The 25,777-nt window shown below is 66.9% G+C and carries 28 protein-coding genes and 2 pseudogenes; 16 read left to right on the top strand and 14 right to left on the bottom strand.

The window, feature by feature from the left end; all coding sequences use genetic code 11:
• Positions 1–38 precede the first annotated feature (38 nt).
• Complete coding sequence (cobN, locus tag HYG77_RS01750; protein ID WP_208961703.1) at positions 39–3,641, top strand: cobaltochelatase subunit CobN; 3,603 nt, start codon at positions 39–41, stop codon at positions 3,639–3,641.
• A gap of 30 nt (positions 3,642–3,671) precedes the next feature.
• Entirely contained in the window at positions 3,672–4,058 is a 387-nt protein-coding gene (locus HYG77_RS01745) for a PPOX class F420-dependent oxidoreductase (protein ID WP_109329614.1), read from the top strand.
• On the opposite strand, the gene HYG77_RS01740 is transcribed toward HYG77_RS01745, so the two are convergent.
• Positions 4,039–4,251 carry a hypothetical protein gene (locus tag HYG77_RS01740; RefSeq protein ID WP_208961702.1) on the bottom strand — a complete coding sequence of 71 codons (213 nt, stop codon included), beginning with the start codon at positions 4,249–4,251 and terminating at the stop codon, positions 4,039–4,041. The two genes, HYG77_RS01745 and HYG77_RS01740, sit on opposite strands and share 20 nt — an antisense overlap.
• A 357-nt stretch (positions 4,252–4,608) precedes the next feature.
• Here HYG77_RS01740 and HYG77_RS01735 point away from each other — a divergent pair, with 357 nt between their 5' ends.
• Complete coding sequence (locus tag HYG77_RS01735) at positions 4,609–5,760, top strand: hypothetical protein (RefSeq protein ID WP_208961701.1); 1,152 nt, start codon at positions 4,609–4,611, stop codon at positions 5,758–5,760.
• Between the two features lie 19 nt (positions 5,761–5,779).
• Here the strand turns inward: HYG77_RS01735 and HYG77_RS01730 are convergent, their stop codons facing one another.
• Together HYG77_RS01730 and HYG77_RS01725 are read right to left on the bottom strand one after the other, a co-directional pair.
• On the bottom strand, positions 5,780–6,106 hold the full coding sequence (locus tag HYG77_RS01730) for an ANTAR domain-containing protein (protein WP_109329621.1): 327 nt from the start codon (positions 6,104–6,106) through the stop codon (positions 5,780–5,782).
• Positions 6,103–6,318, bottom strand: coding sequence for a hypothetical protein (locus tag HYG77_RS01725; RefSeq protein ID WP_109329622.1), 216 nt, complete (start codon positions 6,316–6,318; stop codon positions 6,103–6,105). The genes HYG77_RS01730 and HYG77_RS01725 overlap by 4 nt, the downstream gene beginning before the upstream one ends.
• Positions 6,319–6,571: 253 nt before the next feature.
• Here HYG77_RS01725 and HYG77_RS40905 point away from each other — a divergent pair, with 253 nt between their 5' ends.
• Positions 6,572–6,955, top strand: coding sequence for an SDR family NAD(P)-dependent oxidoreductase (locus tag HYG77_RS40905; protein WP_348273573.1), 384 nt, complete (start codon positions 6,572–6,574; stop codon positions 6,953–6,955).
• Positions 6,886–7,377: an SDR family oxidoreductase gene (locus HYG77_RS40900; protein ID WP_348273572.1), complete on the top strand. Its 492-nt coding sequence runs from the start codon at positions 6,886–6,888 to the stop codon at positions 7,375–7,377. Before HYG77_RS40905 ends, HYG77_RS40900 begins: the two co-directional genes overlap by 70 nt.
• A 1-nt stretch (position 7,378) precedes the next feature.
• On the opposite strand, the gene HYG77_RS01715 is transcribed toward HYG77_RS40900, so the two are convergent.
• The 5 genes from HYG77_RS01715 to HYG77_RS39420 all read right to left on the bottom strand — a co-directional run bounded on the left by HYG77_RS01715 (position 7,379) and on the right by HYG77_RS39420 (position 12,309).
• Positions 7,379–8,740, bottom strand: a complete 1,362-nt coding sequence (locus HYG77_RS01715) for a metallopeptidase TldD-related protein (RefSeq protein WP_208961700.1) — start codon at positions 8,738–8,740, stop codon at positions 7,379–7,381.
• On the bottom strand, positions 8,737–10,257 hold the full coding sequence (locus HYG77_RS01710; RefSeq protein WP_208961699.1) for a TldD/PmbA family protein: 1,521 nt from the start codon (positions 10,255–10,257) through the stop codon (positions 8,737–8,739). Before HYG77_RS01710 ends, HYG77_RS01715 begins: the two co-directional genes overlap by 4 nt.
• Positions 10,258–10,279: 22 nt before the next feature.
• Entirely contained in the window at positions 10,280–11,047 is a 768-nt protein-coding gene (locus HYG77_RS01705; RefSeq protein WP_109335072.1) for a TSUP family transporter, read from the bottom strand.
• 146 nt (positions 11,048–11,193) lie between these two features.
• Positions 11,194–11,955, bottom strand: a complete 762-nt coding sequence (locus HYG77_RS01700; protein WP_244373422.1) for an NAD-binding protein — start codon at positions 11,953–11,955, stop codon at positions 11,194–11,196.
• A 42-nt stretch (positions 11,956–11,997) separates the two neighbouring features.
• Positions 11,998–12,309 (bottom strand): FAD-binding protein, encoded by a 312-nt coding sequence (locus HYG77_RS39420; protein WP_244373420.1) that lies wholly within the window; start codon positions 12,307–12,309, stop codon positions 11,998–12,000.
• A 39-nt stretch (positions 12,310–12,348) separates the two neighbouring features.
• Between HYG77_RS39420 and HYG77_RS01695 the strand changes: the two genes are divergently transcribed.
• From HYG77_RS01695 to HYG77_RS01680, 4 genes are all read left to right on the top strand, one after another.
• A complete protein-coding gene (locus HYG77_RS01695; RefSeq protein WP_159922101.1) occupies positions 12,349–13,512 on the top strand; it encodes a histidine kinase in 1,164 nt (387 codons plus the stop codon).
• Positions 13,513–13,568: 56 nt separating this feature from the next.
• Positions 13,569–13,928, top strand: coding sequence for a metalloregulator ArsR/SmtB family transcription factor (locus HYG77_RS01690; RefSeq protein ID WP_208961698.1), 360 nt, complete (start codon positions 13,569–13,571; stop codon positions 13,926–13,928).
• Positions 13,906–14,376, top strand: a complete 471-nt coding sequence (locus tag HYG77_RS01685; protein WP_208961697.1) for an SRPBCC family protein — start codon at positions 13,906–13,908, stop codon at positions 14,374–14,376. Before HYG77_RS01690 ends, HYG77_RS01685 begins: the two co-directional genes overlap by 23 nt.
• A 128-nt stretch (positions 14,377–14,504) precedes the next feature.
• Positions 14,505–14,909 carry a hypothetical protein gene (locus HYG77_RS01680; protein ID WP_109329632.1) on the top strand — a complete coding sequence of 135 codons (405 nt, stop codon included), beginning with the start codon at positions 14,505–14,507 and terminating at the stop codon, positions 14,907–14,909.
• Here HYG77_RS01680 and HYG77_RS01675 read toward each other — a convergent pair.
• Positions 14,901–15,199, bottom strand: a pseudogene (locus tag HYG77_RS01675) (IS3 family transposase); the annotation flags it as partial. The gene HYG77_RS01680 and the pseudogene HYG77_RS01675 overlap by 9 nt on opposite strands.
• Positions 15,200–15,914: 715 nt before the next feature.
• On the opposite strand from HYG77_RS01675, the gene HYG77_RS01670 reads away from it, so the two are divergent.
• The 4 genes from HYG77_RS01670 (at position 15,915) to HYG77_RS39415 (ending at position 19,636) form a co-directional block, all read left to right on the top strand.
• Positions 15,915–17,390: an MFS transporter gene (locus HYG77_RS01670; RefSeq protein WP_208961696.1), complete on the top strand. Its 1,476-nt coding sequence runs from the start codon at positions 15,915–15,917 to the stop codon at positions 17,388–17,390.
• Complete coding sequence (locus tag HYG77_RS01665; RefSeq protein ID WP_208961695.1) at positions 17,387–18,031, top strand: TetR/AcrR family transcriptional regulator; 645 nt, start codon at positions 17,387–17,389, stop codon at positions 18,029–18,031. The genes HYG77_RS01670 and HYG77_RS01665 overlap by 4 nt, the downstream gene beginning before the upstream one ends.
• A gap of 472 nt (positions 18,032–18,503) precedes the next feature.
• Positions 18,504–19,076 carry a hypothetical protein gene (locus HYG77_RS01660; protein ID WP_109329638.1) on the top strand — a complete coding sequence of 191 codons (573 nt, stop codon included), beginning with the start codon at positions 18,504–18,506 and terminating at the stop codon, positions 19,074–19,076.
• Positions 19,073–19,636, top strand: a complete 564-nt coding sequence (locus HYG77_RS39415) for a hypothetical protein (RefSeq protein ID WP_109329640.1) — start codon at positions 19,073–19,075, stop codon at positions 19,634–19,636. Before HYG77_RS01660 ends, HYG77_RS39415 begins: the two co-directional genes overlap by 4 nt.
• Before the next feature lie 335 nt (positions 19,637–19,971).
• On the opposite strand, the gene HYG77_RS39410 is transcribed toward HYG77_RS39415, so the two are convergent.
• A complete protein-coding gene (locus HYG77_RS39410) occupies positions 19,972–20,193 on the bottom strand; it encodes a hypothetical protein (protein WP_244373418.1) in 222 nt (73 codons plus the stop codon).
• 199 nt (positions 20,194–20,392) lie between these two features.
• Between HYG77_RS39410 and HYG77_RS01650 the strand changes: the two genes are divergently transcribed.
• Positions 20,393–21,796 (top strand): phenylacetate--CoA ligase family protein, encoded by a 1,404-nt coding sequence (locus HYG77_RS01650; RefSeq protein WP_208961694.1) that lies wholly within the window; start codon positions 20,393–20,395, stop codon positions 21,794–21,796.
• On the opposite strand, the gene HYG77_RS01645 is transcribed toward HYG77_RS01650, so the two are convergent.
• From HYG77_RS01645 to HYG77_RS01630, 4 genes and pseudogenes are all read right to left on the bottom strand, one after another.
• The gene (locus tag HYG77_RS01645) at positions 21,780–21,947 is read right to left on the bottom strand and encodes a hypothetical protein (protein ID WP_208961693.1); all 168 of its coding nucleotides are present in this window, start codon (positions 21,945–21,947) and stop codon (positions 21,780–21,782) included. The two genes, HYG77_RS01650 and HYG77_RS01645, sit on opposite strands and share 17 nt — an antisense overlap.
• 104 nt (positions 21,948–22,051) lie before the next feature.
• Positions 22,052–22,210 (bottom strand): annotated as a pseudogene (locus HYG77_RS01640) (acetyl-CoA C-acyltransferase); the annotation flags it as partial.
• Between the two features lie 22 nt (positions 22,211–22,232).
• On the bottom strand, positions 22,233–22,487 hold the full coding sequence (locus HYG77_RS01635) for an IclR family transcriptional regulator C-terminal domain-containing protein (protein ID WP_244373416.1): 255 nt from the start codon (positions 22,485–22,487) through the stop codon (positions 22,233–22,235).
• A gap of 205 nt (positions 22,488–22,692) precedes the next feature.
• Positions 22,693–23,463 (bottom strand): META domain-containing protein, encoded by a 771-nt coding sequence (locus HYG77_RS01630; protein ID WP_208961691.1) that lies wholly within the window; start codon positions 23,461–23,463, stop codon positions 22,693–22,695.
• A 246-nt stretch (positions 23,464–23,709) separates the two neighbouring features.
• Between HYG77_RS01630 and HYG77_RS01625 the strand changes: the two genes are divergently transcribed.
• Positions 23,710–24,633: an ABC transporter ATP-binding protein gene (locus HYG77_RS01625; protein ID WP_208961690.1), complete on the top strand. Its 924-nt coding sequence runs from the start codon at positions 23,710–23,712 to the stop codon at positions 24,631–24,633.
• Positions 24,630–25,430 carry an ABC transporter permease subunit gene (locus HYG77_RS01620; RefSeq protein WP_230990176.1) on the top strand — a complete coding sequence of 267 codons (801 nt, stop codon included), beginning with the start codon at positions 24,630–24,632 and terminating at the stop codon, positions 25,428–25,430. Before HYG77_RS01625 ends, HYG77_RS01620 begins: the two co-directional genes overlap by 4 nt.
• Positions 25,431–25,777: the final 347 nt, after the last annotated feature.

The following is a 25,777-nucleotide window of genomic DNA, read 5'->3' as shown; positions in this document are numbered from 1 at the left end:
ACCGCCACGGGGCGCGACACCCCAGGAAGGCTCCACCTGTGATCCTGCTGCTCTCCACCTCCGACACCGACCTGCTCAGCGCACGTGCCAGCAAAGCGGACTACCGCTGGGCCAACCCGGCACGGTTGCTGGTCGAGGAGGACCTGCCGGGACTGCTCGCGGGCGTAGACCTCGTCGTGGTCCGGATTCTCGGTGGCCGCCGGGCGTGGGAGGACGGGCTCGACGCGGTGCTGGCCAGTGGCCTGCCGGTGGTGGTCCTGGGCGGTGAGCACGCTCCCGACGCCGAGTTGATGGAGTGCTCGACGGTGACCGCCGGCGTCGCCGCGGAGGCGCACAACTATCTGGCCGAGGGCGGAGCCGACAACCTCGCCCAACTGCACCACTTCCTGTCCGACACGGTCCTGCTCACCGGTCACGGTTTCGAGGCGCCCGTGCATCTGCCGAGCTGGGGTCTGGCCCCGTTCGCCGTCGAGCCCGAAGCGCAGCGCCCCACCATCGCCGTGCTCTATTACCGAGCCCAGCACCTGGCGGGGAACACCCGCTACATCGAGGCGCTGTGCGCCGCGATCGATGCTGCCGGGGGCAACCCGCTGCCGATCTACTGCGCGTCGCTGCGCACCGCCGAGCCCGAGCTGCTGCAGACGCTGCGCCGCGCCGACGCCATGGTGGTTACCGTGCTCGCCGCAGGCGGCACCAAGCCCGCCGGTGCGTCCGCCGGCGGCGACGACGAAGCGTGGGATGTCGCCGCGCTCGCCGCGTTGGACGTGCCGATCCTGCAGGGGCTGTGCCTGACGAGCAGCCGGGAGTCGTGGGAGTCCAACGACGACGGACTCTCCCCGCTCGACGTCGCCACCCAGGTCGCGGTGCCCGAGTTCGACGGACGCCTCATCACGGTGCCGTTCTCGTTCAAGGAGATCGACGCGGACGGGCTGTCCACGTATGTGCCCGACGCCGAACGGGCATCCCGGGTGGCCGGTATCGCCGTCCGGCACGCCCGCCTGCGCCATATTCCGGCGTCCGAACGTCGCATAGCCCTGATGCTGTCGGCGTATCCCACCAAGCACGCGCGGATCGGCAACGCGGTCGGTCTCGACACCCCCGCGAGCGCGATCCGCCTGCTCACCGACATGCGGGCGGCCGGGTACGACCTCGGCCCGGACGACGGCCCGGACGCGGTGCCCGGTCTCGCCGCGCAGGACGGGGACGCGCTCATCCACGCCCTGATCGCCGCGGGCGGCCAGGACCCCGACTGGTTGACCGCCGAGCAGCTCGAGGGCAATCCGATCCGCATTTCCGCCGCCCGCTACCGGGAATGGTTCTCGGCGTTGCCCGCGGACCTGCGCGACGGGGTCGAGGAACACTGGGGCCCGGCACCGGGCGAATTGTACGTCGACCGCTCCCAGGACCCCGACGGTGAAATCGTCATCGCCGCAATGCAGTTCGGCAACCTGGTGCTCATGGTGCAGCCGCCCCGCGGTTTCGGGGAGAAGCCGGTGGCCATCTACCACGACCCGGACCTGCCGCCGAGCCACCACTACCTCGCCGCCTACCGCTGGATCGCCGCGCAGACCGCGGACGGTGGTTTCGGCGCCGACGCGGTGGTGCACCTCGGCAAGCACGGCAACCTCGAATGGCTGCCCGGCAAGACCCTCGGCATGTCGGCGTCGTGCGGCACCGACGCCGCCCTCGGCGACCTCCCGCTCATCTACCCGTTCCTGGTCAACGATCCCGGCGAGGGCACACAGGCCAAACGGCGTGCGCACGCCACCCTGGTCGATCACCTGATTCCACCGATGGCCCGCGCCGAGAGCTACGGCGACATCTCCCGGCTCGAACAGCTCCTGGACGAGCACTCCAACATCTCCGCCCTCGACCCGTCGAAGCTGCCGGCCATCCGCCAGCAGATCTGGACGCTGATGCGGGCCGCCAAGATGGACCACGACCTCGGGCTCGAGGAACGACCCGACGAAGACGTGTTCGACGACATGCTGCTGCACGTCGACGGCTGGCTGTGCGAGATCAAGGACGTCCAGATCCGGGACGGGCTGCACGTGCTGGGGCAGGCGCCACGCGGCGACGCCGAGGCGGAGTTGATTCTCGCCATGCTCCGTGCCCGGCAGATGTGGGGCGGCGAGCAGAATGTTCCCGGTTTGCGGGAGGCCCTCGGACTCAGCGAGGACGGCGACGAATCGCGCACCCGCGTGGACGACGTCGAGGCCCAGGCCCACGCGCTCGTGCGGGGCATGGCCGACGCCGATTGGCGGCCCGAAGCAGCCGACTCGCTGACCGAGGACGCCACGGTCGCGAAGATCCTTCGGTTCGCCGCCACCGAGGTGGTGCCCCGACTCCGGGAAACCGACAACGAGATCGCGCAGGTTCTGCACGCCCTGGACGGTGGATTCATCGCCGCCGGGCCGAGCGGTTCACCGCTGCGCGGGCTCATCAACGTGCTTCCGACGGGCCGCAACTTCTACTCCGTCGACCCGAAGGCCGTGCCGTCGCGGCTTGCCTGGGAAACCGGGCAGGCGATGGCCGACTCGCTTCTCGAGCGGTACCGAGCCGACCACGGGGACTGGCCGCGGTCGGTGGGGCTGTCGGTGTGGGGCACCTCCGCGATGCGTACGTCCGGCGACGACATCGCCGAGGTGTTCGCGCTGCTCGGTGTGCGGCCGGTGTGGGACGAGGCCAGCCGCCGGGTGGTGAGCCTCGAAGTGATCGACCTCGCGGAGCTGGGCCGCCCGCGCATCGACGTGACCGTGCGGATCAGTGGCTTCTTCCGTGACGCGTTCCCGCACGTGCTGGCCCTGCTCGACGACGCGGTCCGGCTCGTCGCCGCGCTGGACGAACCGGCGGAGAGCAACTTCGTGCGCGCGCACGCGCAGGCGGATCTGGCGGACCACGGTGACGAGCGGCGCGCGACCACCCGCATCTTCGGGTCGAAACCCGGAACCTACGGCGCCGGACTACTGCAGCTGATCGACTCCAAGAGCTGGCGCGGCGACGCCGATCTCGCCGAGGTGTACACCACCTGGGGCGGTTTCGCCTACGGACGCGGACTCGACGGCGCCCCCGCCGCCGACGACATGCGTGCAGCGTACCGGCGAATCACCGTGGCCGCGAAGAACACCGACACCCGCGAGCACGACATCGCCGATGCCGACGACTATTTCCAGTATCACGGTGGCATGGTCGCGACGGTGCGCGCGCTCACCGGGACGTCACCGGAGGCGTACATCGGTGACAGCACCCGACCCGACTCGGTGCGCACCCGCACCTTGTCGGAGGAGACGTCCCGCGTCTTCCGCGCCCGGGTGGTCAACCCGCGCTGGCTCGAGGCGATGCGCCGGCACGGGTACAAGGGGGCGTTCGAGATGGCCGCCACCGTCGACTATCTGTTCGGGTACGACGCCACCACCAACGTCGTCGCCGACTGGATGTACGAGAAGCTGGCCGAGTCGTACGTTCTGGACGAGCAGAACCGCAAGTTCATGGAGAAGTCGAACCCGTGGGCGCTGCACGGAATCGCCGAGCGGTTGCTCGAGGCCGCGGAGCGGGACATGTGGGAGCACCCCGAGAAGGACACGCTCGATGGGCTCCGTCAGGTGTACCTCGACACCGAGGGTGAACTCGAGGGCGACTGAGACGGCGTTCCCGCGGGCTAGCATGGCCGGGTGACCACAGAATTCGATCGGGTGTCGGCCGCCAAGTATGTTCTGCTCACCACGTTTCGCAAGGACGGCTCCCCGGTGGCGACGCCACTGTGGGCGGCCCCCGACGGGGACCGGCTACTGATGTGGACGGTCACCGATTCCTACAAGGTGAAACGAATCCGCCGCAATCAGGAGGTCACGGTGGCGGTGTGCGATGCCCGGGGAAAGCCGAAGGGACCGGAGGTGCCGGGGCGGGCGGTGGTCCTCGACGCTGCGGGCACCGATCACGCGCGCGACGTCATCGCACGCAAGTACGGGGTTCTCGGGTGGATCTCGATGAAGCTCAGCCTGCTTCGGCGAGGCAGGACGGGCACCATCGGACTCGCCGTCACCGCGGACGACCGGTAGCGGCCACCCGCGCCGACGCGAGACCGTCGGCGAGTTGCGTGATGTCCGCGGGGTCCGGAAGCAGGACATCGGCGTACCAGGGGAGTGCATGCACCGTGTCCGCGGACTGTGCTCCGAGGAGACCACCGACCAGGGCGGCGACGGTGTCGGTGTCGTCGACCGGGACGAACCACCCCACCGGCAGCGCTCTCATCACCGCACCGTTCGTGTTCCGCCCGCCTCGGGTGGGCGGCCATGGTCGCGGTAGTGCTGGATCGCTGCGTGTGTCGAGGGGCCGATACCGGGAACGCGGTCGGCGCGCTCGCTCAACAATCGCAGGAAGTGCTCCGCCGGATCGGCGTGTGCAACCTACAACAGCCCTGTCCAGGTTTACAGGGCAGCCGGCGACGACGCACCCGGCGGCAGGGTGGGAAGCGGCCACCCAGGTGTGCGATTTACCCACTTCGGGGTGGTGGTCACCGATCCCGTTGCGCGCGACGATCGATCCTGTGCGCCGTGTCAGGTCTCGATCCGCCCGATTGCTTGCCGCCCAGCCGAAGGACGGCACCCGATGAGCCGTCGGATGATGGTCGTGGCCGTCCTCTCGGCGGTCGCGCTGGCTGTCGCGGTGACGGCGTCCGTCGAGTGGCGGATGTGCCGAACAACCTTCGGCCCTACGGAATTGGCGTTGTTTCTGACGGTCGGTGGGGTGTTCGTGGCGGCGGGTCTGGTCGCGGGCCGGCACCGGCCGGCCGACACTCTGGGACGCCTGCTGGTGGCGGCCGGGTTGCTCTGGATGACGAAAGGTCTTCGGCTGTCGTCGATTCCGGTGCTGTTCACCACCGGCACGGTCTTGACCAACATGTATATACCGGTGCTGATCCAATTGGTGTTCAGTTTCCCCTGGGGGCGGTTGCACCACCGGTGGGAGCGTCGGTTCCTAGGCGGGTGTTACGCGTATTACGCGGTGTCCGTGGTCTGTGAGCTGGCATTCCTGGACACCCGCCGCGTCGATTCCACCCATCCGCCCGGGTTGAACCTTCTCCTGGTACGGGACGACCCGACGGTCTTCGCAGCGATGCAAGTCGTCTTCGGAGTCGGGGGAATGGCGATCGGTCTGGTGCTGATCGGTGTTCTCCTCGGGCGGTGGCGTTCGGGTACGCGGGCATACCGGGCCGCCGTCGCACCGTTGTGGTTCGCCGCGCTGCTCGGTACCGCCGCCACCGCCTGGACCCCGCTCGCCTCGGTCTGGGTGCAGGGTCCACAACAGGCGTGGACCCTGCTTCTGCGGTATCCGTCGACCGCGCTGATCCCGCTCGCCGTGTTGGTGGGGCTGTGGCGATACCGAGTCACCCGGGCTGCGGTGCGCAACCTGTCGATCGATCTCGGCGCCGCCCCCTTCGGTGCGGGCGTGGTCGACGCACTGCGTGAGGCACTCCGCGACCCCAGCCTGGTGGTGTGGTGGTACTCCCGCGCCCACGACGGATATGTGGATGCCCAGGGACGACACCAGGTCCTTCCGCGGAGAAACGATCCCCGGGAGGCGACCACTCTCATTCACGACGGAGTTCTGATCGGGGCCTTGGTGTACGACAAGGCGGTCGCCGATCAGCCGCGGCTCCTCGCGGAGGTGCGCACCGCCACCAGCCGGGCGCTCGGTACTCGGCGACGGGACGACGCACTCGGGCAGCGTCGTGGGGTGTCAGCACGGGACAGCAGGTAGCGCGAGGGACGCGGTCCCGTCACGCAGTCGGCACCGACGGAGCAGGTGGGCGACCCGACGGCGAGAGGGAGGTGGCCCAGTCGCCGAACGCCATTGCAGTCGATCCGGCGGGCAGCGGCGCCGCCTGTCGCCGATCGGTCAGTACGACCAGCATTCGTGCGGCGCGTTGCACGCTCACGTGGTGATGCCGGGAAACATCCAGCAGTTCCTCGAATGCTTCGGCGTCGCCATACCCGCGGCTGGCGATGAGAATGCGCTTCGCCGCGGCGAGGATTTCGCCGGGGCCGGGCGGGGCCTTCGAGGTGGTGGGTTCCGTTGAAGGACGCAGACGGAGTGGAGTGCTCATACAGCGGCAACGGACAGGGCGGTCGCCAGAAGGACAATCAGCCCCACGGACGCTCCCACCAGCAGCGAGTCGGTAAGGACGCCGCTGCCCACACCGGAGACAAGGCACACGAAGCTCGCAAGGGCAACATTCCCGAAGTCGGCTTTCGCTGCGACGATCGATCGGCGCGACTCGGGGGGCAGCGTGTCGCGATCGAGGGCACTGGAGTGCATACAACCTCCTGGGCAGAGTGCAAAGGACATAACTCGGCGCACGCCGAATACGCGGCAAAGTCACCTGAGTTGTGGTCCCTTTCTCTGGAGACCGAAATGTGACGTCCCTCGCCACTTCCTCGGTGAGTGAGAAATGTCATAAACGGGACGCCTGGACCTTTATAGCGCATACGGGCACCTGATGTCATCTGGACATTTGTCCAGTAAGATGCGGCGCCGTTTCGGTGTGCGTCGCCGCGGGTACCGACACGACATGGATTTCCCACGCACCGCGGTCGTCACCGGCTCCGATTCAGGAATAGGTCGCGCAGTGGCGGTGGCCCTCGCGGCAGCAGGGGTGAACGTCGGTATCACCTATCACACCGACCGGGACGGCGCAAAGAACACAGCCCGGGTGGTCCGCGACAACGGTGCCGACGCGTACGTCCGCCACCTCGACCTGACCGACCTGCCGAACTCCAGTGCCGTCATCGACGAACTCGCCGCCGATCTCGGCGGCGTCGACGTGCTGGTGAACTGTTCCGGCACGGGTACCGCGGTGCCGGTCATGGAGATGGATTTCGCGACGTGGCGCGAGGTGTGTCGGTCAACCTGGACGGCGCTTTCCTGTGCACGCAGCGCGCCGTCCGGCACATGATCGATGCTGGGCGCGGCGGCCGCATCATCAACATCACCAGTGTCCACGAGCACGCACCCAAGTTCGGGGCGGCCCCGTACTGCGCGTCGAAAGCGGGGCTGGGCGGGTTGACGAAGGTACTGGCGCTCGAACTGGCGCAGTACGGAATCACGGCCAATTCCGTGGCGCCCGGCGAAATATCTACGCCCATGACGGGACAGACGGACGAGGAGCCCCGTGCGAAGGACCGGCCGGGCGTCCCCGGGCGTCGTCCCGGCGACGCGCGGGAAGTGGCCGCCGTCGTGTCGTTCCTCGCGTCACCCGAGGCGAGTTATGTCACCGGGTCGTCCTATGTGGTGGACGGCGGAATGCTCCTGATGGGGCCGGAGGCCAACGCCCGCTTGCAGAGCGGTGAATGGACGGTCGCGTCGGGAAACGCCTGAACTATGATGCCTGACTCACCGAGGACATGTGGAAGTCGGGAATCCGCAACGGCGGCATGGCTGTTCGGGTGAACCAGTCCTTCCATTCCCGCGGCAGCGTGCGCTCGGTGGCCCCGGCCTGGGAGACCCTTCGGAGCAGATCGAGGGGGCTTTCGTTGAATCGGAAGTTGTTCACGGCACCCGTCACCTTCCCGTTCTCGACGAGGTAGACACCGTCGCGGGTCAGCCCCGTCAGTAACAGGGTCGCCGGGTCGACCTCGCGGATGTACCACAGGGTGGTCAGCAGCAGCCCGCGTTCGGTCTCGGCCACCATCTGATCGAGCGACAGCGAACCGCCGGCGTCGAGGATCAGGTTGTCCCCGGGCACGGTGACCTCGGCGCCGAACTCCCGGGCCGCCGCACGCGGATAGGCGAGTGCATGGACCGAGCCCTCCCGTACCCAGTCGACGCGGCCGGCGTCCAAGCCGTTGTCGAACACCGACACCGATTCGGAGGAGGATCGGGTCGCGACGAACGGGGCGTATTCCAGGCCCAGTGCGGCGGGATCGGAGGTGAGAGTGAGAGGGAGCGCGGAGAGGCGTTCGCCGATTCGGGTGCCGCCGGGCGCCGACAGCGCGGAGTGTCCTTCTTCCGCGGCCCTGCCCTCCATGGTCCACATGAGATAGATCATCAGATCTGCCACGGCCGACGGCGGAAGAAGGGTTTCGTAGCGGCCGGCGGGTAGCTCCACCCGGGTGCTTGCCCAGTCGAGGCGAGTGGACAACTCCTCGAGCATCTTCGTGCCGGGGACGTCGGTGAAGTCCTTGGTGCTCGTGCCCACCCACGCGCTGGCGTCGCCGCGTTTGGCATTGATCTCGACAGACCCGGTGGGCTGGACGAATCGGCGCCGGATTCCGGTGGAGGTCCCGAGCCAGGTGGTGTGCAGTTGGTGATGGGCGAAGCCGTAGAGCTGATCGGTGCCGTCGAAGCTCATCGCGAGGTCCTGGGCGAGTTGCTCGAACGCGCCGATCTCGGTGACGGCGGCCGTCTCCTCCCACTGCGGGTCGGTGTCGGTCGCGGCGAGGAGCGGCATCGCGTCGGAGGCGGGACCGGCTGCACGAGCGGCAGATTCGGCCGAACGGACGACGCCGTCGATGTCCGCGGCGTCCACGGAGGCGGAGGTGACGATCCCGACCTTCGCCTCGTCACCGTCCCGGACGATGGAGACCACCGTCCAGCTGCGTGACGTCGAGAGGCCGTTGGTGGTCATCGAGTTGCCGGCCCACCGCAGGGCGGCCTCGCTGGCGTCGGTGACGAGGACGATGGTGTCGTCCACCGTGGCGCGGGCGAGGACCTGCTCGACGAGTTGCTGTGGGGCTATCATCGGGCACCTTCCGTCCGGGTGTTCAGTACGTTGACGCCGCGGAACAACGCGGACGGGCAGCCGTGGCTGACAGCCGCGACCTGACCGGGTTGCGCCTTGCCGCAGTTGAACGCGCCGCCCAGTTGCCAGGTGGAACGTCCCCCGAGGGCCTCCAGCGACCCCCAGAAGTCGGTGGTCGTCGCCTGATACGCGACGTCGCGTACCTGCCCGTCGATCCTGCCCCCGCGGATGCGGTAGAACCGCTGGCCGGTGAACTGGAAGTTGTACCGTTGCATGTCGATCGACCAGGACTTGTCGCCGACGATGTAGATCCCGTTCTCCACGCCGGAGATGAGGTCTGTGGTGCTGCGATCGGTGTCCGGGTCGGGCTGCAGCGACACGTTGGCCATGCGCTGAATGGGCACGTGATGGGGTGAGTCGGCGTAGGAGCACCCGTTGGACCGGTCGAGGCCCAGTCGTGGCGCGAACGCCCGGTCGAGTTGATAGCCCACCAGCACACCGTCCGCCACCAGGTCCCAGGACTGCGTTCCGACGCCCTCGTCGTCGTATCCGACGGTGGCCAGGCCGTGGGGTTCCGTCCGGTCCGCGGTGACGTGCATGATCGGGGTCCCGTACCGCAGGGTGCCGAGCTTGTCGGGTGTGGCGAACGAGGTGCCCGCGTATGCGGCTTCGTACCCGATCGCCCGGTCGTATTCGGTGGCGTGCCCGATGGATTCGTGGATCGTCAACCACAGGTTGCTCGGGTCGATCACCAGGTCGGTGGGTCCGGCCACCACGGTCGGAGCTTTCACCTTCTCGGCCAGTAGTTCCGGGAGTTCGGCGAGTTCGGTGGTCCAGTTCCACGTCTTGTCGGATCGGAGGTATTCCCAGCCGCGGCCGACCGGGGGCGCGAGCGTGCGCATGGTCTCGAACACCCCTGCCGACTGGTCCACGGTGGTGGCCTCGAGTTGTGGGTGCAGGCGAACCCGCTGCTGCACGATGGAGGAGCCGGCGAGGTCGGCGTAGAACGTCTGTTCTTTCACCTGCAGGCACTCGGCGGTGACATGGTCGACACCGTCGGTCGCGAGCAAACGGTGGGAGTACTCGCCGAGCAGCGAAATCTTCTCTGCGGTCGGCACTTCGAACGGGTCCACCTCGTACTCCGACACCCACTGCGCCTCGGCGTACACCGGTTCGTCGGCGAGTTCGACGTGTTCCCGGTTCAGTCCGCGCAACGCCCTGGCCACCGCGACCGCCTGTTCGGCCGTTGCCGCGGCGGTGGCCGCGGTGAGCTCGGCGTGGGAGGCGAACCCCCATGTGCCCTCCACCACCACGCGGACCGCGAAGCCCACCTCGTTGGTGTCGACCGCCGCCTGAACCTTGCCGTCGCGCAGCCGAAGGGACTGGCTGGTCAGTCGGTGAACCCGCAGATCTGCGTGGGAGGCGCCGGCCGCGCGCGCGGCGCCGAGTGCGGCGTCCGCCAGCACACGCAGAGGGAGGGCGAGGAATTCCGGATCAACCTGTCGTGGAGCCGTCACGGGGACCACCGTAGTCGGAAACTCAGCCGAACTGTTGCCAACCCAGCCGCAGCACCATGCCGATGACCACCACCAGCAGTGTGATTCGGACGAATCCGGCACCCTTGCTCAACGCCATGCGCGAACCGACGACCGCGCCCAGCACATTGCACACCGCCATGCCGAGGCCCAGCGCCCACAACACGTTTCCACTGGCCGCGAAGAACGCCAGCGCACCGAGGTTGGAACCGAGATTGATCACCTTCGCCATCGCGGCGCTGCGCACGAACTCGGTGCCGAGGAACGTCGCAAAGGTGATGATGAGGAAGGTTCCGGTGCCGGGGCCGAACAGCCCGTCGTAGAACCCGAGCAACCCGCCGGCAAGCAGTACCACGGCGACCATCTTCCGCTGCGTCGGCGGATCTTTCGCCAGGGTGATGCCGAGTTGCGGCCGTGCGGTCACGAACACGGCGACACCGACGAGAACGACCATGATCAGCGGGATGAAGACGTCCTTGTCGATGCGGGTCACCGTTGCTGCGCCGAGCGCGGACGTCGCCGCAGCAAGGAGACCTGCGGGGATCAATAGCCGCCACGCCATCCGGACACGCCGTGCGAAGGTCACGACGGCCGCGAAGGTGCCGGTCACCGCGGTCAGTTTGTTCGTGCCCAACGCGACCTGGGGCGTCAGGTGCGGGGCGACGAGGAACAGCGCCGGGATGAGGATCAACCCGCCGCCGCCGACCACGGCATCGACCCAACCAGCGGCTGTCGCGGCGATCAGCAGCAGGCCCCAATCGCTGGCGGTCACTGCCGAGTCGCCGCCGCGGACGGAGTGGGCAAACTTCTGCGGACCAGCGATCGTCGGGACACGGCTCACCATAGTAGGAGTGGGCACGGTACCTCCCTGCGTTCGGGCGCAGCGACCGCACAGCTACTGGGTTCGGCCTTGGGGACTCAGTGCTGAAGGAGTTGAGCGACACGATGTGTCGGTGAGGGCTCCTCTCTGCCTGGTAGCGAGCAGATTGTCCACCAGAATCGAAATCTGCTGTCGCAGAGCACCACCGGACGGGTCGGTGTCGACGGCGGCTCTGTCTCCCGCCGCCCAGACGTTCGGTGCGCGCGATGCCGGAAGGTGTTCGGATCGATGTCGACGAGTCCGTGCGGATCGTCCCCGGTCAGGTTCGACGTCTCGAGCCAGCGCGGGCCCCGGAAGGGCGGCACCAGGTGGAGCATGTCGTACGACAGGTGCTGGGGTGTCCCGTCGGAGTCGGTCACGGTGATCGCGCGCTCGTCCGGTTTCAGCTCGGTGACCGTGGTGCCGTGCAGCACGCGAACGCCGAGGTCGCGGAGATGGTTCAGGAGCCGGGCGTCGAGGTCCGGAACACCCAATAGCTGGGGGCGGTCGATGACCAGCGTGATGTCGACACCCGGCAGCCGTCCGGTGTGCTTCCAGTGCGCGGCTGCCAGGAACAGCGGTTTGACAGTGGTTCCGGTGCAGCTGACCAGTGGACGCGGCACGGTGAACACCGCGTGCCCTCCGGCCGGCATCGCCTGCACCAGCTTCCACGTCTCCTCGGCGCGGTCCACATAGTTGCTCGCCACCGCGGAAGTGTGCAGTGCCGCGTCGATACCCGGCAGGGCGTCGGTGTCCGGCACCAGGCCGGGCCCCAGCACCAGGTCGGTGTACCCGTAGGTCCGTCCGGATGCGCACCGCACGGTCTTCGTCGCCGCGTCGACGACCAGGGCCGTGTCCTGGAGTCAGGTGCACCGGTGCGGCGTCACCGATCGGTGGGTGCGTTCTGCGCTCCGCAGGGGTGCCTGTCCGCCGCCGACGTAGGACAGCAGCGGGCGGTAGGTGTGCACGCGCTGCGGCTCCACCACTGCGACGTCGGTGATGCCGCGGCGGATCAGCCGCCCTGCCGCGCTGAGTCCGGCGTTGCCGCCGCCGATGATCATCACAATCGACGGATTGGTCACTCTCGCCGCCGTTGGCATCCATTCTTCGGGCAGTACCCGGGACGGAAGTCCGGCAATCATCCAGGACGTGAGGGGGTGCCCTGGCGGTGGCACGTGCTCACCTGCTGGGCTCGCACTACCTACGCTGTGGTCATGCGAAGGTTCAGTCTGTGGCTGCGAGGCAAGCCGACGGTTGCGGACTCCATGCTGGCGGCGATTCTGTTCACGCTCGAGGTGTTCGCGTTCGCGGCGTCCGACGACCGGCCGCCGTGGGTGCAGTTGTTCATGGGTTTTCTGGTGTGCGTGCCGATCGTGTGGCGCCGCCGCTATCCGCGTGCGGCTGCCGGCGCCATCCTGCTGGTCTCCATCACCGTCACCTTCGTCAGTTATTCGCTCGGTGACGTCGACGCCGAGCATCCCGCCCTCCTCGCACTCGCCGTCGCCCTCTACACCCTTGTTGCGTATGTCGACCGGCAGACGGCGGCCGTCTACGCGGTCGGGCTGGTCGTCGACTCCGCTCTCTCCATCTGGTTGCTCGACCAGCGGGTGATCGAGATCGGTCTGTATTCCGCGCTGATCTACGCGCTGTCCTGGATCACCGCGGAATTTTTGGGTGCCCGCCGGGCCTACGACGAGGAAGTGGCGGCGCGGCTGGCGGTCGCCGACTACGACCGCGACCGCCGTGCCGAGGACGCGGTAGCCGCGGAGCGCACGCGCATCGCCCGGGAATTGCACGACGTGGTGGCACATGCCGTGAGTGTGATGATCGTTCAGGCGGATGGCGCGTCGTATGCGATGACGAAAAATCCGGCGGTCGCGAAACAGGCGCTGACCAACATTGCGAGCACCGGGCGGGAGGCGCTTGCGGAACTGCGGCGCACGGTGTCGCTGCTGCGGACCGAACCCGCCGTCGACGACATGCCCCAGCACGGGACCGCTGGTCTCGCCCGGGTGGTCGACATGATGCGCAGCGCTGGTTTGCCGGTCGAACTCGAACTGACCGGGGAACTGGACGACATCAGCCCCGCCGTCAGCCTGGGCATTCACCGGTTGGTGCAGGAGTCGTTGACCAATGTGTTGCGCCACGCGGGGGAGCGTCCCCGGGCCAAGGTCAGGGTTCGCCGCCGTGAAGTCGACGTGCTCGTCGAGATCACCGACAACGGCAACGCAACCGAAAAATTCACACTCGGCTCGGGCAACGGGTTGCTCGGGATGCGGGAACGGGTGGCCGTGCTGCACGGCACCCTCGAGGCGGGTCGGCAGACCGACGGAAGCTGGCGGGTGACCGCGGAGTTACCGCTGCAACTCGAGGACTGAACCCGGCCAATTAGTTAGCCCTTGACCTAAGTGTTCAGCCGGTGATACTTTGCCTTATGGCTCAGTATTCGGAGCAATTGGACGGCATTTTCCAGGCACTCGCCGACCCCACCCGCAGGGCAGTGTTGACCCGACTCGGTGAAGGGCCGGCGAGCGTCGGCGAATTGGCGAAACCGTTCGACATGGCATTGCCGTCGTTCATGAAACACATCCGGTTCCTCGAGGACAGTGGGTGGATTCAGACCCGTAAGCAAGGGCGCGTTCGCACCTGCGTGCTGGAGGAGGAGTCGATGATAACCGCTCAGGCGTGGCTGGCGGAACAACGCGCCCTGTGGGAGGGCCGCACCGACCGGCTCGCGCAGTTCGTCACTACTCGAGAAAAGGGCAATCGGAATGAATCCGTCACTGATACATGAGCTGGACCTGACGATATCGCGCATCATCGAGGCGCCGAGGTCGGCTGTCTGGAATGCCTGGACGGACCCCGCCAGCTTCGAGCAATGGTGGGTGCCGGCTCCCGCCAAGTGTCGCGTTCTGGAGATGGACCTTCGCCCGGGCGGGGCGTTCACCACCCAGATCAGCGAGGACGGCGGTGAATTCGCGCGCCACATCAACGGATGCTTCCTCGCGGTCGACCATCTCGAGCGGATCGTCTTCACCAACTCCCTCGTCGGTGGATGGCGACCCGCAGAAAACCCGTTCATGAGCGCGATCATCACCCTCGCCGACCATCCGAAGGGCACCGAATACGTGGCCCATGTAATGCACAAGAACAATGCCGACCGGAACATGCACGAGGAAATGGGTTTCGCCGACGGGTGGGGCACCGTGATCGCGCAGCTGGCCGCACTGGTCGAGCGCTAGGGGACCGCACGGCGGGCGCATCACACCGGCCGCCGTGGTGGAGGTGGCGCCGATGTCGATCAGTGCCCACACTGGAAGAGGTACCCCACCCGAGGACGTTGGGTGGGGCGAACCGTCAGGAGACCGCTATGGCCAACGAGAGACCGTTCGGATTCGACCCCGACGACCTCGACCGCGTGATTCGGGAAGCGAGTGAGGAGCTGCGCGGCTTCAAGGACAAGATCGTTCACTTCGTCGAGGCGGACGCCCAGATTCCCTGGACAGGCCTGTTCGCCGACATTGCCGCCAGAACGAAGCGTCCCGAACCCCGGCCGGAAACGACCGGCGACACCGGCGACGGCGTGTGGGCAATCTACAGCGTCGACGACGGCGGCGTCGCCCGCGTCGAGGAGGTGTACGCCACCGAACTCGACGCCCTCCGCGCCCACAAGCACAACACCGATCCGCGGCGATCGGTGCGCTTCCTTCCCTACGGCGTCACCGTCAGCGTCCTCGATCAGCCGAAGGAGCCGCCGACACCGGCAGCTGAGTAACCGGACGCGCCAGCGTGGAGGGTCTTGGTGGCCGCCGAGCGCGGAGTGACGGCGACGCCGGTCGTGGTACCAGAGTCGAACAGCTCCGTCCGTGCCTGCGACTTCGACGTCCAGGTGCGTCCGTGCAACCATTCCCTCTCGAGTCCGGGGAAGAACGACGCGGCGAGAGCAATGTCGTAACTCGAGCCCACCCGTCTCGACTCGGATTGATCTTCTGGCGATGGTGTACGTCGACGAAAGACGCTGCGGTGTACTGTGATCCGCGGTCGCTATGGAAAAGCACCCCGAACACTGCGTCGACGATTCCAGGCTTGCACACCACAGGATGGGTCAAACGCGGGCCGTCGGGCGTGATCGACACTAACAAACAAGCAATGCGCCCACGACACGGTGGCAGCGTTGATCGACGCATGGTCGCGGGACGGCTACCGCACCCGAAGTTCGTGACGGAGAGGCTCTGGCCACATCGGTCCACGAGCGCCGCCCCGAGGTTGTCGACCAGGAAAGCTGGTTGGCAATCGATGCGGAGGAACGGTCGCCCGGACGCGAGCGCGGCCGACCTCGAGTTCAAGCTCACCGCTATCAAGGAGATGCTCGATATCGCACACATGGTGATAATTACGGCGAGATAGAGCGCGACCAAGTGCTGCCAACCAATCGGTCAAATATGGCGTCCGCAGCGCACGGAGCCGCTGGACCTACTGGTGTCTCGCTCTAGCTTCCGGACTCCGATAAATACGCAAACCTTTGCCTGAAGTTCCTGCACGGGGTTGCCCGTCCGGGTTGACCATTATGGGGCTCGCCCGGGTCGTCGGGTCGTGAGTGGGCGAGCGGAACGTTGTGCCACCGCCCGGTGTGGGAGGCCGCCCTGGCTACAAGCGCCAGGCCACTGACCGCGAGTCCAAGGCGGCAGCTCACGTCCTGGGAAAACAGGCGAGAATCGATTAGGGCTGCTAAATTCTCCTGTATGCGGAGTGAGCGCTCCGCTTGCTGTAGGGAGAATCTATGGAAACCGCTTCACGGCGGGCGTCTTATCAGCTGACGTTTGCGGTGCTGACTGTTGGTGTCGGTGCCTTTGCCCTGCTGCAGTCGCTGGTGATGCCGGTGTTGCCGACCCTCGAGTCGGCGCTGGGCACGACACAGGCCGATATCACGTGGGTGTTGACTGCCTACCTGTTGTCGGCGTCGATCTTCACCCCGGTCATGGGACGCCTCGGTGACATGCACGGTAAGAAGCGGGTGTTCGTGGTTGCCCTCGTTGCGCTGGCGGTGGGGTCTGTGCTCGCGGCGCTGGCCACGTCGCTGCCGGTGATGATCGCCGCTCGGGTGATCCAGGGAATCGGAGGCGGGGTGTTGCCGTTGGCCTTCGGCATCATCCGTGACGAGTTCCCGGAGGAGAAGGTGGTGGGAGCGGTTGGCATGATCGCCGCACTCACCGCTGTCGGCGCCGGTCTCGGCATCGTCCTCGCCGGTCCCATCGTGACCGTGCTGGGTTACCACTGGCTGTTCTGGATTCCGCTGATCATGGTCGTGCTGGCGGGGTTGGCCGCGCAGATCCTGGTCCCTGAATCCCGTGTTCGCACCGCCGGGAAGATCAACTGGCTCACCGCGCTGCTGCTGTCCGGGTGGCTGGTCGCGTTGCTGCTCGGGGTGAGTCAGGCACCCGCATCGGGTTGGGGTTCTCCGATCGTCATCGGGCTGCTGGTGGCCGCCGCGGTACTCGTGGCGCTCTGGGTGACGGTGGAATCGCGGTCGGCGAACCCGCTGATCGACATGAAGATGATGCGGATCCGCAGCGTGTGGGCCGCCAACTTGTTGGCCCTGCTGATGGGGGTCGGCATGTACGCCGCGTTCGGCTTCCTGCCGCAGTTTCTGCAGACACCGCCGTCGGCAGGTTACGGCTTCGGTGCGTCGGTTACCGAGTCGGGTCTGATGCTGCTGCCGGTGAGCGTGGGCATGTTCGTGCTCGGACTCGCCTCCGGTCGCCTGGCGGCGCGACTGGGTTCGAAAAACCTGTTGATCGCGGGGTCGATCGTCAGTGCGGTCGGGTACTTCGTGGTGGCGCTTGTGCACGAGACGGAAGTGGAAATCTACCTCGCCATGTCGTTGGTCGGCATCGGTTTCGGTCTGGCCTTCTCGGCGATGTCGAATGTTGTCGTCGCCGCGGTGCCACCGGAACAGACCGGTGTCGCGAGCGGCATGAACGCGAACATCCGCACGATCGGCGGCGCACTGGGGGCGGCGTGCATGGCCACCGTTGTCACTGCCGGGGCGTCCTCGTCGGGGGTTCCGCAGGAATCCGGTTACATCCACGGATTCATCATGCTGGGTGTCGCAGTTGGTCTCGGCGCCGTCGCGGCCCTGTTCATCCCGGCAATGCAGCGGAACACGACCACAAATCTCGAGCGGTCGCCCGAATTGCGACACCCGGAGCTCGCGATGATCGCCGGAGGCACGCTCGTGGGCGACGAATCCGAATGAGGTCCGATGTGAGCGTTCAGGGAAGCGGCAAGGCGCTGCGCCGCGACGCCGCGGAGAATCGGCAACGGCTCCTCGATGCGGCAGCGACCGTGTTCAGTGCGCGCGGCTTGGATGTGGGTGTCGACGAGATCGCCCGGGTCGCCGGCGTCGGCGTCGGCACCCTTTACCGCCGGTTCCCCACCAAGGATGCGTTGATCAGTGAACTGGTTCGCCAGGTGCTCGAAGACTTCGTGGCCCTGGCCCGGGATGCCCGTTCCGCGCCGGACGGCGGGGGTCTGGAGCAGCTGCTCTACGGCAGCGGTGCCATCCTGGCGTCGAACCGCGGATGCCTGTCGCGTATGTGGAACGACGACGAGACCACCCTTCTCAAGAATGAATATCGTCAGATCCTGATCGAGTTGCTGGCGCAGGCCAAGCGGCACGGCCGCATCCGCGAGGATGCCACCGACGCGGACCTGGAGTTGATCCTGTGGTCCCTACGCGGTGTCGTCGCGACAACCCGAGGCGTCACCGACACGGGGTGGCGGAGAATCCTGGCCGTGATGATCGCGGGATTGCGACCCGGCGCAGAGGAGCTCGGAGTGCCGCCGATGAACTCCGAGCACGTCGCGCACATCAAAGAACTGCTCGATACTCGATAGCGGCCGCTCCGCGGCCCCACGCCGTGCGGCCGCTCGTGGAAGTGCTGACCCGTGCCGGACGGGCACGGAGAGAGCTAACGGGCACCGGACGGGGACTACGGCATCGATGCGCTGGTCGCCGACCTGACAGCGGTCATCGGTGAGCTGGGGAGAAGCCGGTACGCGTCGGTGCCTCGATGGGCGGAATGACGTCGATCATCGTCCTCCATCGTGTGCCTTACGACGACCGACTTGCAACCACCGACGCCGGGGCCACCGCAAGGTCGGCCAGCGTTTTCGGCGGTGTCGACCGTCCCGTGCGCGGAGCGACTATTTCGCGCACCAGGACGGCCGGCAGCGCTGGACCCTTCGGAGCAACCGTATGTCCCAGGCCCGTCAGGGTGGTCGCCCGATTCGGCAGGATGTGCAGCACACTTGCGTTTCCGAACAAGCCGCGCGGGTATCCCGTTCGAGGGACGAGGAGGTCTGAGGAATGCCTGTTTGGGGATGGATTTTGATCGCGGTTATCGTCGTGATTGCCGTGGTGGCCGTCATCGTTGCGCGCTTGGTCAGCAGCCGTCAGCGGACGGAACGGCTGAGGGGACGGTTTGGTCCCGAGTACGAGCGGACTGTGGGCGAGGTCGGCAACCTCGATGCCGCGGAGGACGAGCTCGCCGCGCGCGAACGAAAGCGGGAGAAGCTCGATATCGTCTCGTTGCCGCCCGAGGCGCGGGCGAAGTACGCCGACTCGTGGCGGACGGTGCAGATCGAGTTCGTCGACAATCCGTCCAGTGCGGTCGGGGCGGCAGACCGGCTCGTGATCCAGGTCATGCGCGAGCGTGGTTACCCGATCGACGACTTCGATCAGCGGGCGGCCGACATTTCGGTGGATCACCCGAAGGTCGTCGAGAACTACCGAAGGGCGCACAGCATTTATCTGGCGCAGGAGCAGGGCGACGTCGGTACAGAGGATCAGCGTGAGGCGTTCGTGCACTATCGAGCGCTATTCGAGCAGTTGCTCGAGACGGATGAGAACAAAGACAAGCCTAAGGAGACGCGCGCATGACCACCCCAGATCAGCAACCCGAGAGCGCCAGCACGACCGGACGGGTTGAATCACCGACGACGGCGCCCGGCACTTCGGGTGAAGGAACCTCGCCGCGGGCAGAAACAACCGAATCGTCGACCGAGACTCCCGGCCCAGCAGCCGCGAGCACCCATCGGTCCACGGACCCCTCCAGTTCTCCGGTTGAGGACCAGCGGTCCACGGACGCCTCTCGTTCTCCGGTTGAGGACCAGCGCTCGACTGATGAGCCCGGCCGCCAACCATCTGTTGAGGAGACCGAATCAGCGTCTGATCAGACACTTTTTGGTGAGGACGAGTTGTCGGTCCTCCGCTCGCGTTGGGACGAGGTTCAGGCGGGCTTCGTCGATGATCCCAGAGAGTGTGTTCAGAAGGCTGATGGTCTCGTGTCGGACGTCGTCGATCGGATTACCACCGGATTCTCGGAGTCCCGTTCGCGGCTCGAGGAGCAGTGGGCTCGGGGCGAAGAGGGTTCGACGGAGGATCTTCGTCTCGCGCTTAAGCGGTACCGCGAGTTTTTCCAGCGGCTGCTCGCACTCTGAGGAGCCTAGAGCCAGGAGCAACGGGCTGCGGCCTTACTCCCGGACCACTGCATCCTGCCGCAGGGTTGGCGTTCTCGGTCACCGGGGCAGGAACGATTTGACACGTTCGAAGTTTGTCGAGCACCGGGGAGCTAGACCGGTGGTTGGTGCGGGGATATCGGGCGACCCCAACGGGGGTGCAATGTGACGGCGCCGCACTAGCGTTCGAGTATCTCCCTTGCCGGAATTGGGAGATGCGAAAACAAAAGTGGCACTGCGTAGATAGGGGGCGAATATATAGCGACGTCACCGCGAGGAGGTCACGTTGGTGCGCCGCCTCGGCGCGAGTGGTCGGCTCATATCCGCATGTCGGGCACGTCCGAGATGGGCGGACAGGTGGATCGGCGACCACGGCGTCTCTGCTGCGCGACCGGTGCGCTGTCCTTCCGCCGTTTGTTCGGATGCCCATAGACCGTGGTGCGCGGCACCTTCAGCGTGCCCGCGACCTGGACGACGGTGTGCTCGCCTGCGTCGTAGAGGTGTTGAGTGAGTTCGATCTGATCCGCGCTGAGCTTCAATGGCCCGCCACCCTTGCGCCGCGGGCGCGGACCGCGGCCAACTCGTCTCGGGTATTGGCCACCGATCGCCGCGTGGAACGTTCCGGTTTTTCACACGCACGTCCGATTTCGACGACGAATTGTTACGCGCCGAGTTCCGCCCGCGTGCGATGGTCGATGTGACCGGCGCTGGGCACGGCACCGGGCGGAAGGAACGCCGATGGTGGGATCGGTCTCCGAGGATGAATCGGTGGACGCTGCGCGCACGGCGTACGAGCGCATGCGTGCCGCCCATCTCCACGGGGTGCAGGCGGCGCTAGAGGACCACGTCGAGCGCCTGGATTGGACGCGGGAGCAGATCGATCGGTACCGCGACCAGCGGCTGCGGGCCTTCCTGGGTTACGCCGTCGAACGGTCGCCTTTTCACGCGCGCCGATTGCCTGGTCTCGATCCTTCGTCGGCAACGGTCGCCGACCTGGCGCGGTTGCCGATGATGACGAAGCGCGACGCGCAGGACGAATGGGACGCCATCGTCACGGTCGCCGACCTCGACCGCACGCGAGCCGAGAGAACACTGGCTGGGCAGCAATGGTTTTCGTACACTCGAGGCGACCAGCAGATCTTCAGCTCCGGCGGGTCGAGCGGCGTGCGCGGCGTGTACGTATGGGATTGGGGCTTCTTCGTCTCCGCCGCCTCCCTGGCCTGGCGGATGCAGGCGCGGGAGGAGCGGCGCGGGTCGTCGCCGGCGTCGGGTGCGCGCCTGGCCGTACTGGCTGCGGGCGGCCCACCGCATGCCAGCACACCGCTGTTCGATGTGCCGACCGCACCGGAGATGAGCACGGTCGTGATCCCGGCGGGCGCACCGTTCGACGAGGTCGTCGCCGCCGTGGCGGCCGCGCGGCCCACGCACCTCGTCGGCTACGCGACGGTGATCGGTCGCCTTGCCCGCGCGGCGGCGGTGGGCGATCTGCAGATCAGCCCGGTGCGGGTGAGCACCAATTCCGAACCGCTGCTCGAGGAGGATCGCGAGGCGATTCGGCAGGCGTGGAACATTCCCGTGCACAACCTGTGGGGATCGACCGAGATCGGGGTGCAGGCGGTGGGGTGCGGGCACGGTGAGGGACTGCACCTGTGCGAGGACGAGGTCGTTCTCGAACGTGTCGACGACGACGGGACGCCGGTCGCTGCCGACATGCCCGCCGCCCGCACGCTGGCCACCGGTCTCGCCAACCGCACGTTTCCGTTCATCCGCTACGACCTCGGCGATCAGGTCACGTGGCTACCCGGAAAATGCCCGTGCGGCAGCGCATTCGCGCGGCTCGCCGACATCGGCGGGCGGCGCGACGACGATTTCCGCTACCCGACGTGCACGATCCCCGCGAGTGTCTTCCGGCACGTCCTCGGCACGGATCCTCGCGTCTCCGAATACCAGGTCAGGCAGACCGCCGCCGGTGCGGAGATCCTCGCCGTCGGTACCCCCGACGTGGACCGGCTGACCGTGTCGGTGATCGCCGCGCTGCGCCGGCACGGGCTGAGCAAACCGGAGATCCAGATCCGTGTCGTCGAGCGTCTTCAGCGTCATCAGAGCACCGGGAAGCTGCCGCGATTCATCCCGTTGCGTTGAGCCGCTCGAGTTCGGCGGCGCGCGTCGCCGCCTCGACGGTCATCACGATGAACTCGGCTCGCCGGGCGTCCCGATCCCGACCCGACGGCGTCGCGAACAGTTGGTCTGCGGTCTGGGCGTCGCCGCCTTCTCCGCTCGTTACGCTGAGCATGACACTGATGGCCTTGTTGGGCCCGCCGCGTGTATCTCGTGGTGCCGCGGGTGCTGGCGCCGTCCGGCCGGTGGATGACCTGGCGCTCCGACGGAACGGCGCGCCTACGCCTGAGGAACTCGCAGGATGAGGGCGTCGCCCTGCCCGCCGCCTCCGCGGAGCGCGACGGCCCCGGTGCCGCCGCCGCGGCGCTGCAGTTCGAGGGCGAGGTGCAGTGTGATCCGGGCGCCAGACATGCCGATGGGGTGGCCGAGGGCGATGGCATCGGCCGGAAGAGAACTCCTGCTAGCCGGCGACGGGTCGCGTATGCCGAGAGTGGTTGGCACGACGGACTTCGGGGATCAGGCGAGCGATCTGGGTGTCGTTGAGTGCGTCGGCTGGCCCGGTAACGCCGAGGACGGCGACGCGGGTGCCGTCGGCGGCTCCGACGGGTGCGGAGACGGAGGCGATGCCAAATAGCTGTTCGCTGACCGACACGGTGAAGCCGTCGCTGCGGATCTTGTCGAGGTGTGCGAGCAGTTCCGCTGGCGACGTTGTCAAGGGCATCGAGATTGGAGGGATTGATCGCGAAGGTGACCACCGCACGCGGGGACAGCGCAGGCTCCCGCGCTAGTCGGCGTGCTGACGTGCAGGTTCGCATCTAGCGTGGTACCCGGGCGGGGTCGTCGGCGATGATCCGCTGGAGGTGGTCCTCGTTGACGTACGCGGTCATCTCCGGGGTGGCCCAGGCGCCTGGGAACAACACCTAGCTCGCCCGCATTTGCAGCCCGTTTCCGTCGGCGTCGACCAGTCGCAGCGAGTCCGAATGGACGCTGTAACTGGTCTCGCCCGTCAACGCCGCGAGTACGGCACGTTCGACCTCCGATACGTCCGGGGGGCACGCCATTCGGGTGGTCGCCCAGGGCCCGAACACGATCGAACTCCGCCGCACGTCTGCGGTCCCGGTCATGCGGTTGCAGCCGGTGAAACCGGACGCGGAACCGTCGCCGGCGATCAGCAACTGCGGTGCCGTTTGCTCCAACGCCGCTGTCGTCGTGACCGCGTCCGGGCTGATCAGTGCGGTGACCGTCCATGTGGTCCCGACGAGAGGCCGATCCGGCCGGACGATCTTCTCGTCTGTCAAAGTTACCGACACCGTGGGCGTGGTGAGCCTGAGGGTGTCGCCGCCGAGGGTCCAGCTCGGCTGCGCGTCCAGTAGTGCCGCCACCCAAGCGTCTGCGCCGGCGGCCTCTCCCGGACACGCCATGAGGGTCATCGCGAGCGGACCTGCCACCATCTTCCCGCCGGACAGGTCGATGTCGGCGCTGCCTTGATTGCATCCGGCATCGACGGAGAGGCGTCCGGGGTCTTTGAAGCCCATCACGAGCGGCCCACCGCCGGGAATGGGATCGCCCTCGACGGAGGTGGAGACGAAGGTGCGACCCGCCGGGTCCGGGGCCGAAGTTGGCGCATCCCCGCCGCAGGAAGTGAGCGCCGCGAACGTCAGGAGGCCGAGAACGATGGCGGTGGCGCGCATTCTTCGAGGTTAGACACATCGTCCGCTTTTGGTATCAGCATGGGGCGAGGGGCCTGCACGGAATCCACACGGCTGCCTTTGCACTCCTGCCGGACGGCCGATGCGCCTGACTGATGGGCTGAGATATCCGTTGGTGTACGAGTACGAAAGCGAGTAGGTAAGGTTCTTCTCGTGATCGGATTTCCCATCACGTCCGGTGCCGGAAATCGTCGCGCCGCTCATCGGTGTGGTGATGGTGACACCACCATGAAGGCCACGACACCGTCGGTCCGGCAGCAGGGGGCGGTCGACTGCGTCATCGAAATGCGCGGATTGTCGAAATGCTTCAGTGATCTCGTCGCCGTCGACGCGCTCGACCTCGATGTCCATCGGGGGGAGGTCTTCGGCTATCTCGGCCCCAATGGGTCGGGGAAGAGCACGACGATCCGCATGCTGTTCGACTTCATCCGTCCGTCCGCCGGAACCTATACCGTGCTCGGCGGCAGCGGCGCCGACCCGGCGATCCGCCGTCGGCTCGGCTACATCCCCGGCGAGCTCCGATTCGATCCCAAATACACGACGGCAGACCTGATCGCATTTTACGGCCGGCTACGCGGTGGCATCGACATGACCTATGCCCACGAGCTCCTCGAACGTTTCGACCTCAATCCAATGCGGCCGATCGGACAGCTCTCCACGGGCAACCGCCGGAAGACCGCAATCGTGCAGGCCTTCATGCATCGGCCGGAACTGTTGATCCTTGACGAACCCACGGCCGGTCTCGACCCACTGCTGCAACACGAATTCCACCAACTGATCGGTGACGTGAAACGCGACGGCACCACCGTTTTCCTGTCCTCACACGTCCTGCCCGAGGTGGAAGCGCTCGCTGACCGCGTCGCGATCTTGAAGAAGGGCACGCTCGTCACGGTCGCCGCAATCGACGATCTCCAGCGCCAAGCCCGCCAGCACATCGACCTCTACCTTGCCTGCGAGGCTAATGCCGAGCCGTTCGAGAAACTCCCGGGTGTCCTGAGCGCCACCTCGTCCGGAGCGGTGATCGCGCTCGTCATCGAAGGTAATATTGCCGACGTCCTGAAGCACGCCGCGACGCTGCCGGTGCGGCGGATCGTCACGCACGAAACCGACCTCGAGGACGTGTTTCTCAACCTGTATCGGGATCAGCCTTGAGGATCTTCGGGCGATTCCTCGAGGACCGGCGCCGTTCAACGGTGTGGTGGTCGGGCGGCGTGGCCGCCTACGTGGCGGTCAACAACGCGTTCTACCCGACGATCAAGAACACGGCCGGCATCGAGAACCTCGTCAAGAACCTTCCGGACACCTTCAAGACACTGATCGGCTCGAGCGACCAGATCCTCATCACTTCCCCGGCGGGGTACCTGCAGGGTCGTGTGTTCGGTCTCATCCTGCCCGTCCTGCTGTTGGTCTTCGCCGTGGGAGCCGGCGCATACGCGATCGGTGGGAGCGAGGAGGACGGCACCCTCGAACTACTCCTGTCCAACCCGGTGACCCGCGGACGTGTCCTGATCGAACGATTTTTCGCCGTCGTCGCGCTCTCAACCAGTCTCGGGATCGTCACCGCTGCAAGCATTCTCGCGTTCTCCCCGCCGTTCGGTCTGCTCGAGGGCGTATCGATTCCCGGACTCGTAGCGGCGGTGTTCGCGGCGACTGCTTTCGGCCTCATGCATGGTGCGATCGCGTTTGCTGCCGGCGCCTGGACGGGCCACCGGTCGGTGGCGATCGCCACGGCCACGACCGTGGCCGTCGTGGGCAATCTTCTCAACGCCGTCGCGGCGGCGAGCGAGAGCTTGCACATCTTGCGCTTCGCTTCGCCCTGGCATTGGTACGGGGGCCGCAACATGCTTGCGCAGGGGATCGCGCTCGAGCCCTTCCTCGTTCCGATTGCCGTTTCCGTAGTCTGCGCGGCAGTGGGCTGGTGGAGTTTTCGACGTCGAGATCTGCACTGAGCACGGGGCGATGCGGAGCGGAACATTACGGCCGAGGAACCAGGCGACGAAAGAGTCGGGTGCCGCCCACCGCCAGGCGTTTCGCCCTTTCCGATCCGGTTTCGAGGATCACCTCGAAGGGTAATTGCGGTGTATGGGTGCACCAGATAGCGTCGACGGCCGGACCGCACCGGCCAGGCCTGACCGCGCAGGCACTCGCTCTCGCGGCACTCCCACCGGCAGCGGCAGCCAGGCGTCGGCGGTTCAGCCTGGCGCAGTGGCCCGTCCATCCAGGCCAGCGCCTTCCGAAGCAGCATCGGGGCGGCTGCCACGAAGGCGCCCGCTTCCCCCCAGGCAACCGGCTGCCA

The sequence above is a fragment of the Rhodococcus sp. ZPP genome, assembly GCF_017656075.1.
Lineage (GTDB): Bacteria > Actinomycetota > Actinomycetes > Mycobacteriales > Mycobacteriaceae > Rhodococcus_F > Rhodococcus_F oxybenzonivorans.
The sequence above is the reverse complement of the archived record's forward strand: the minus strand, read 5'-3'. Positions and strand labels throughout refer to the sequence as shown.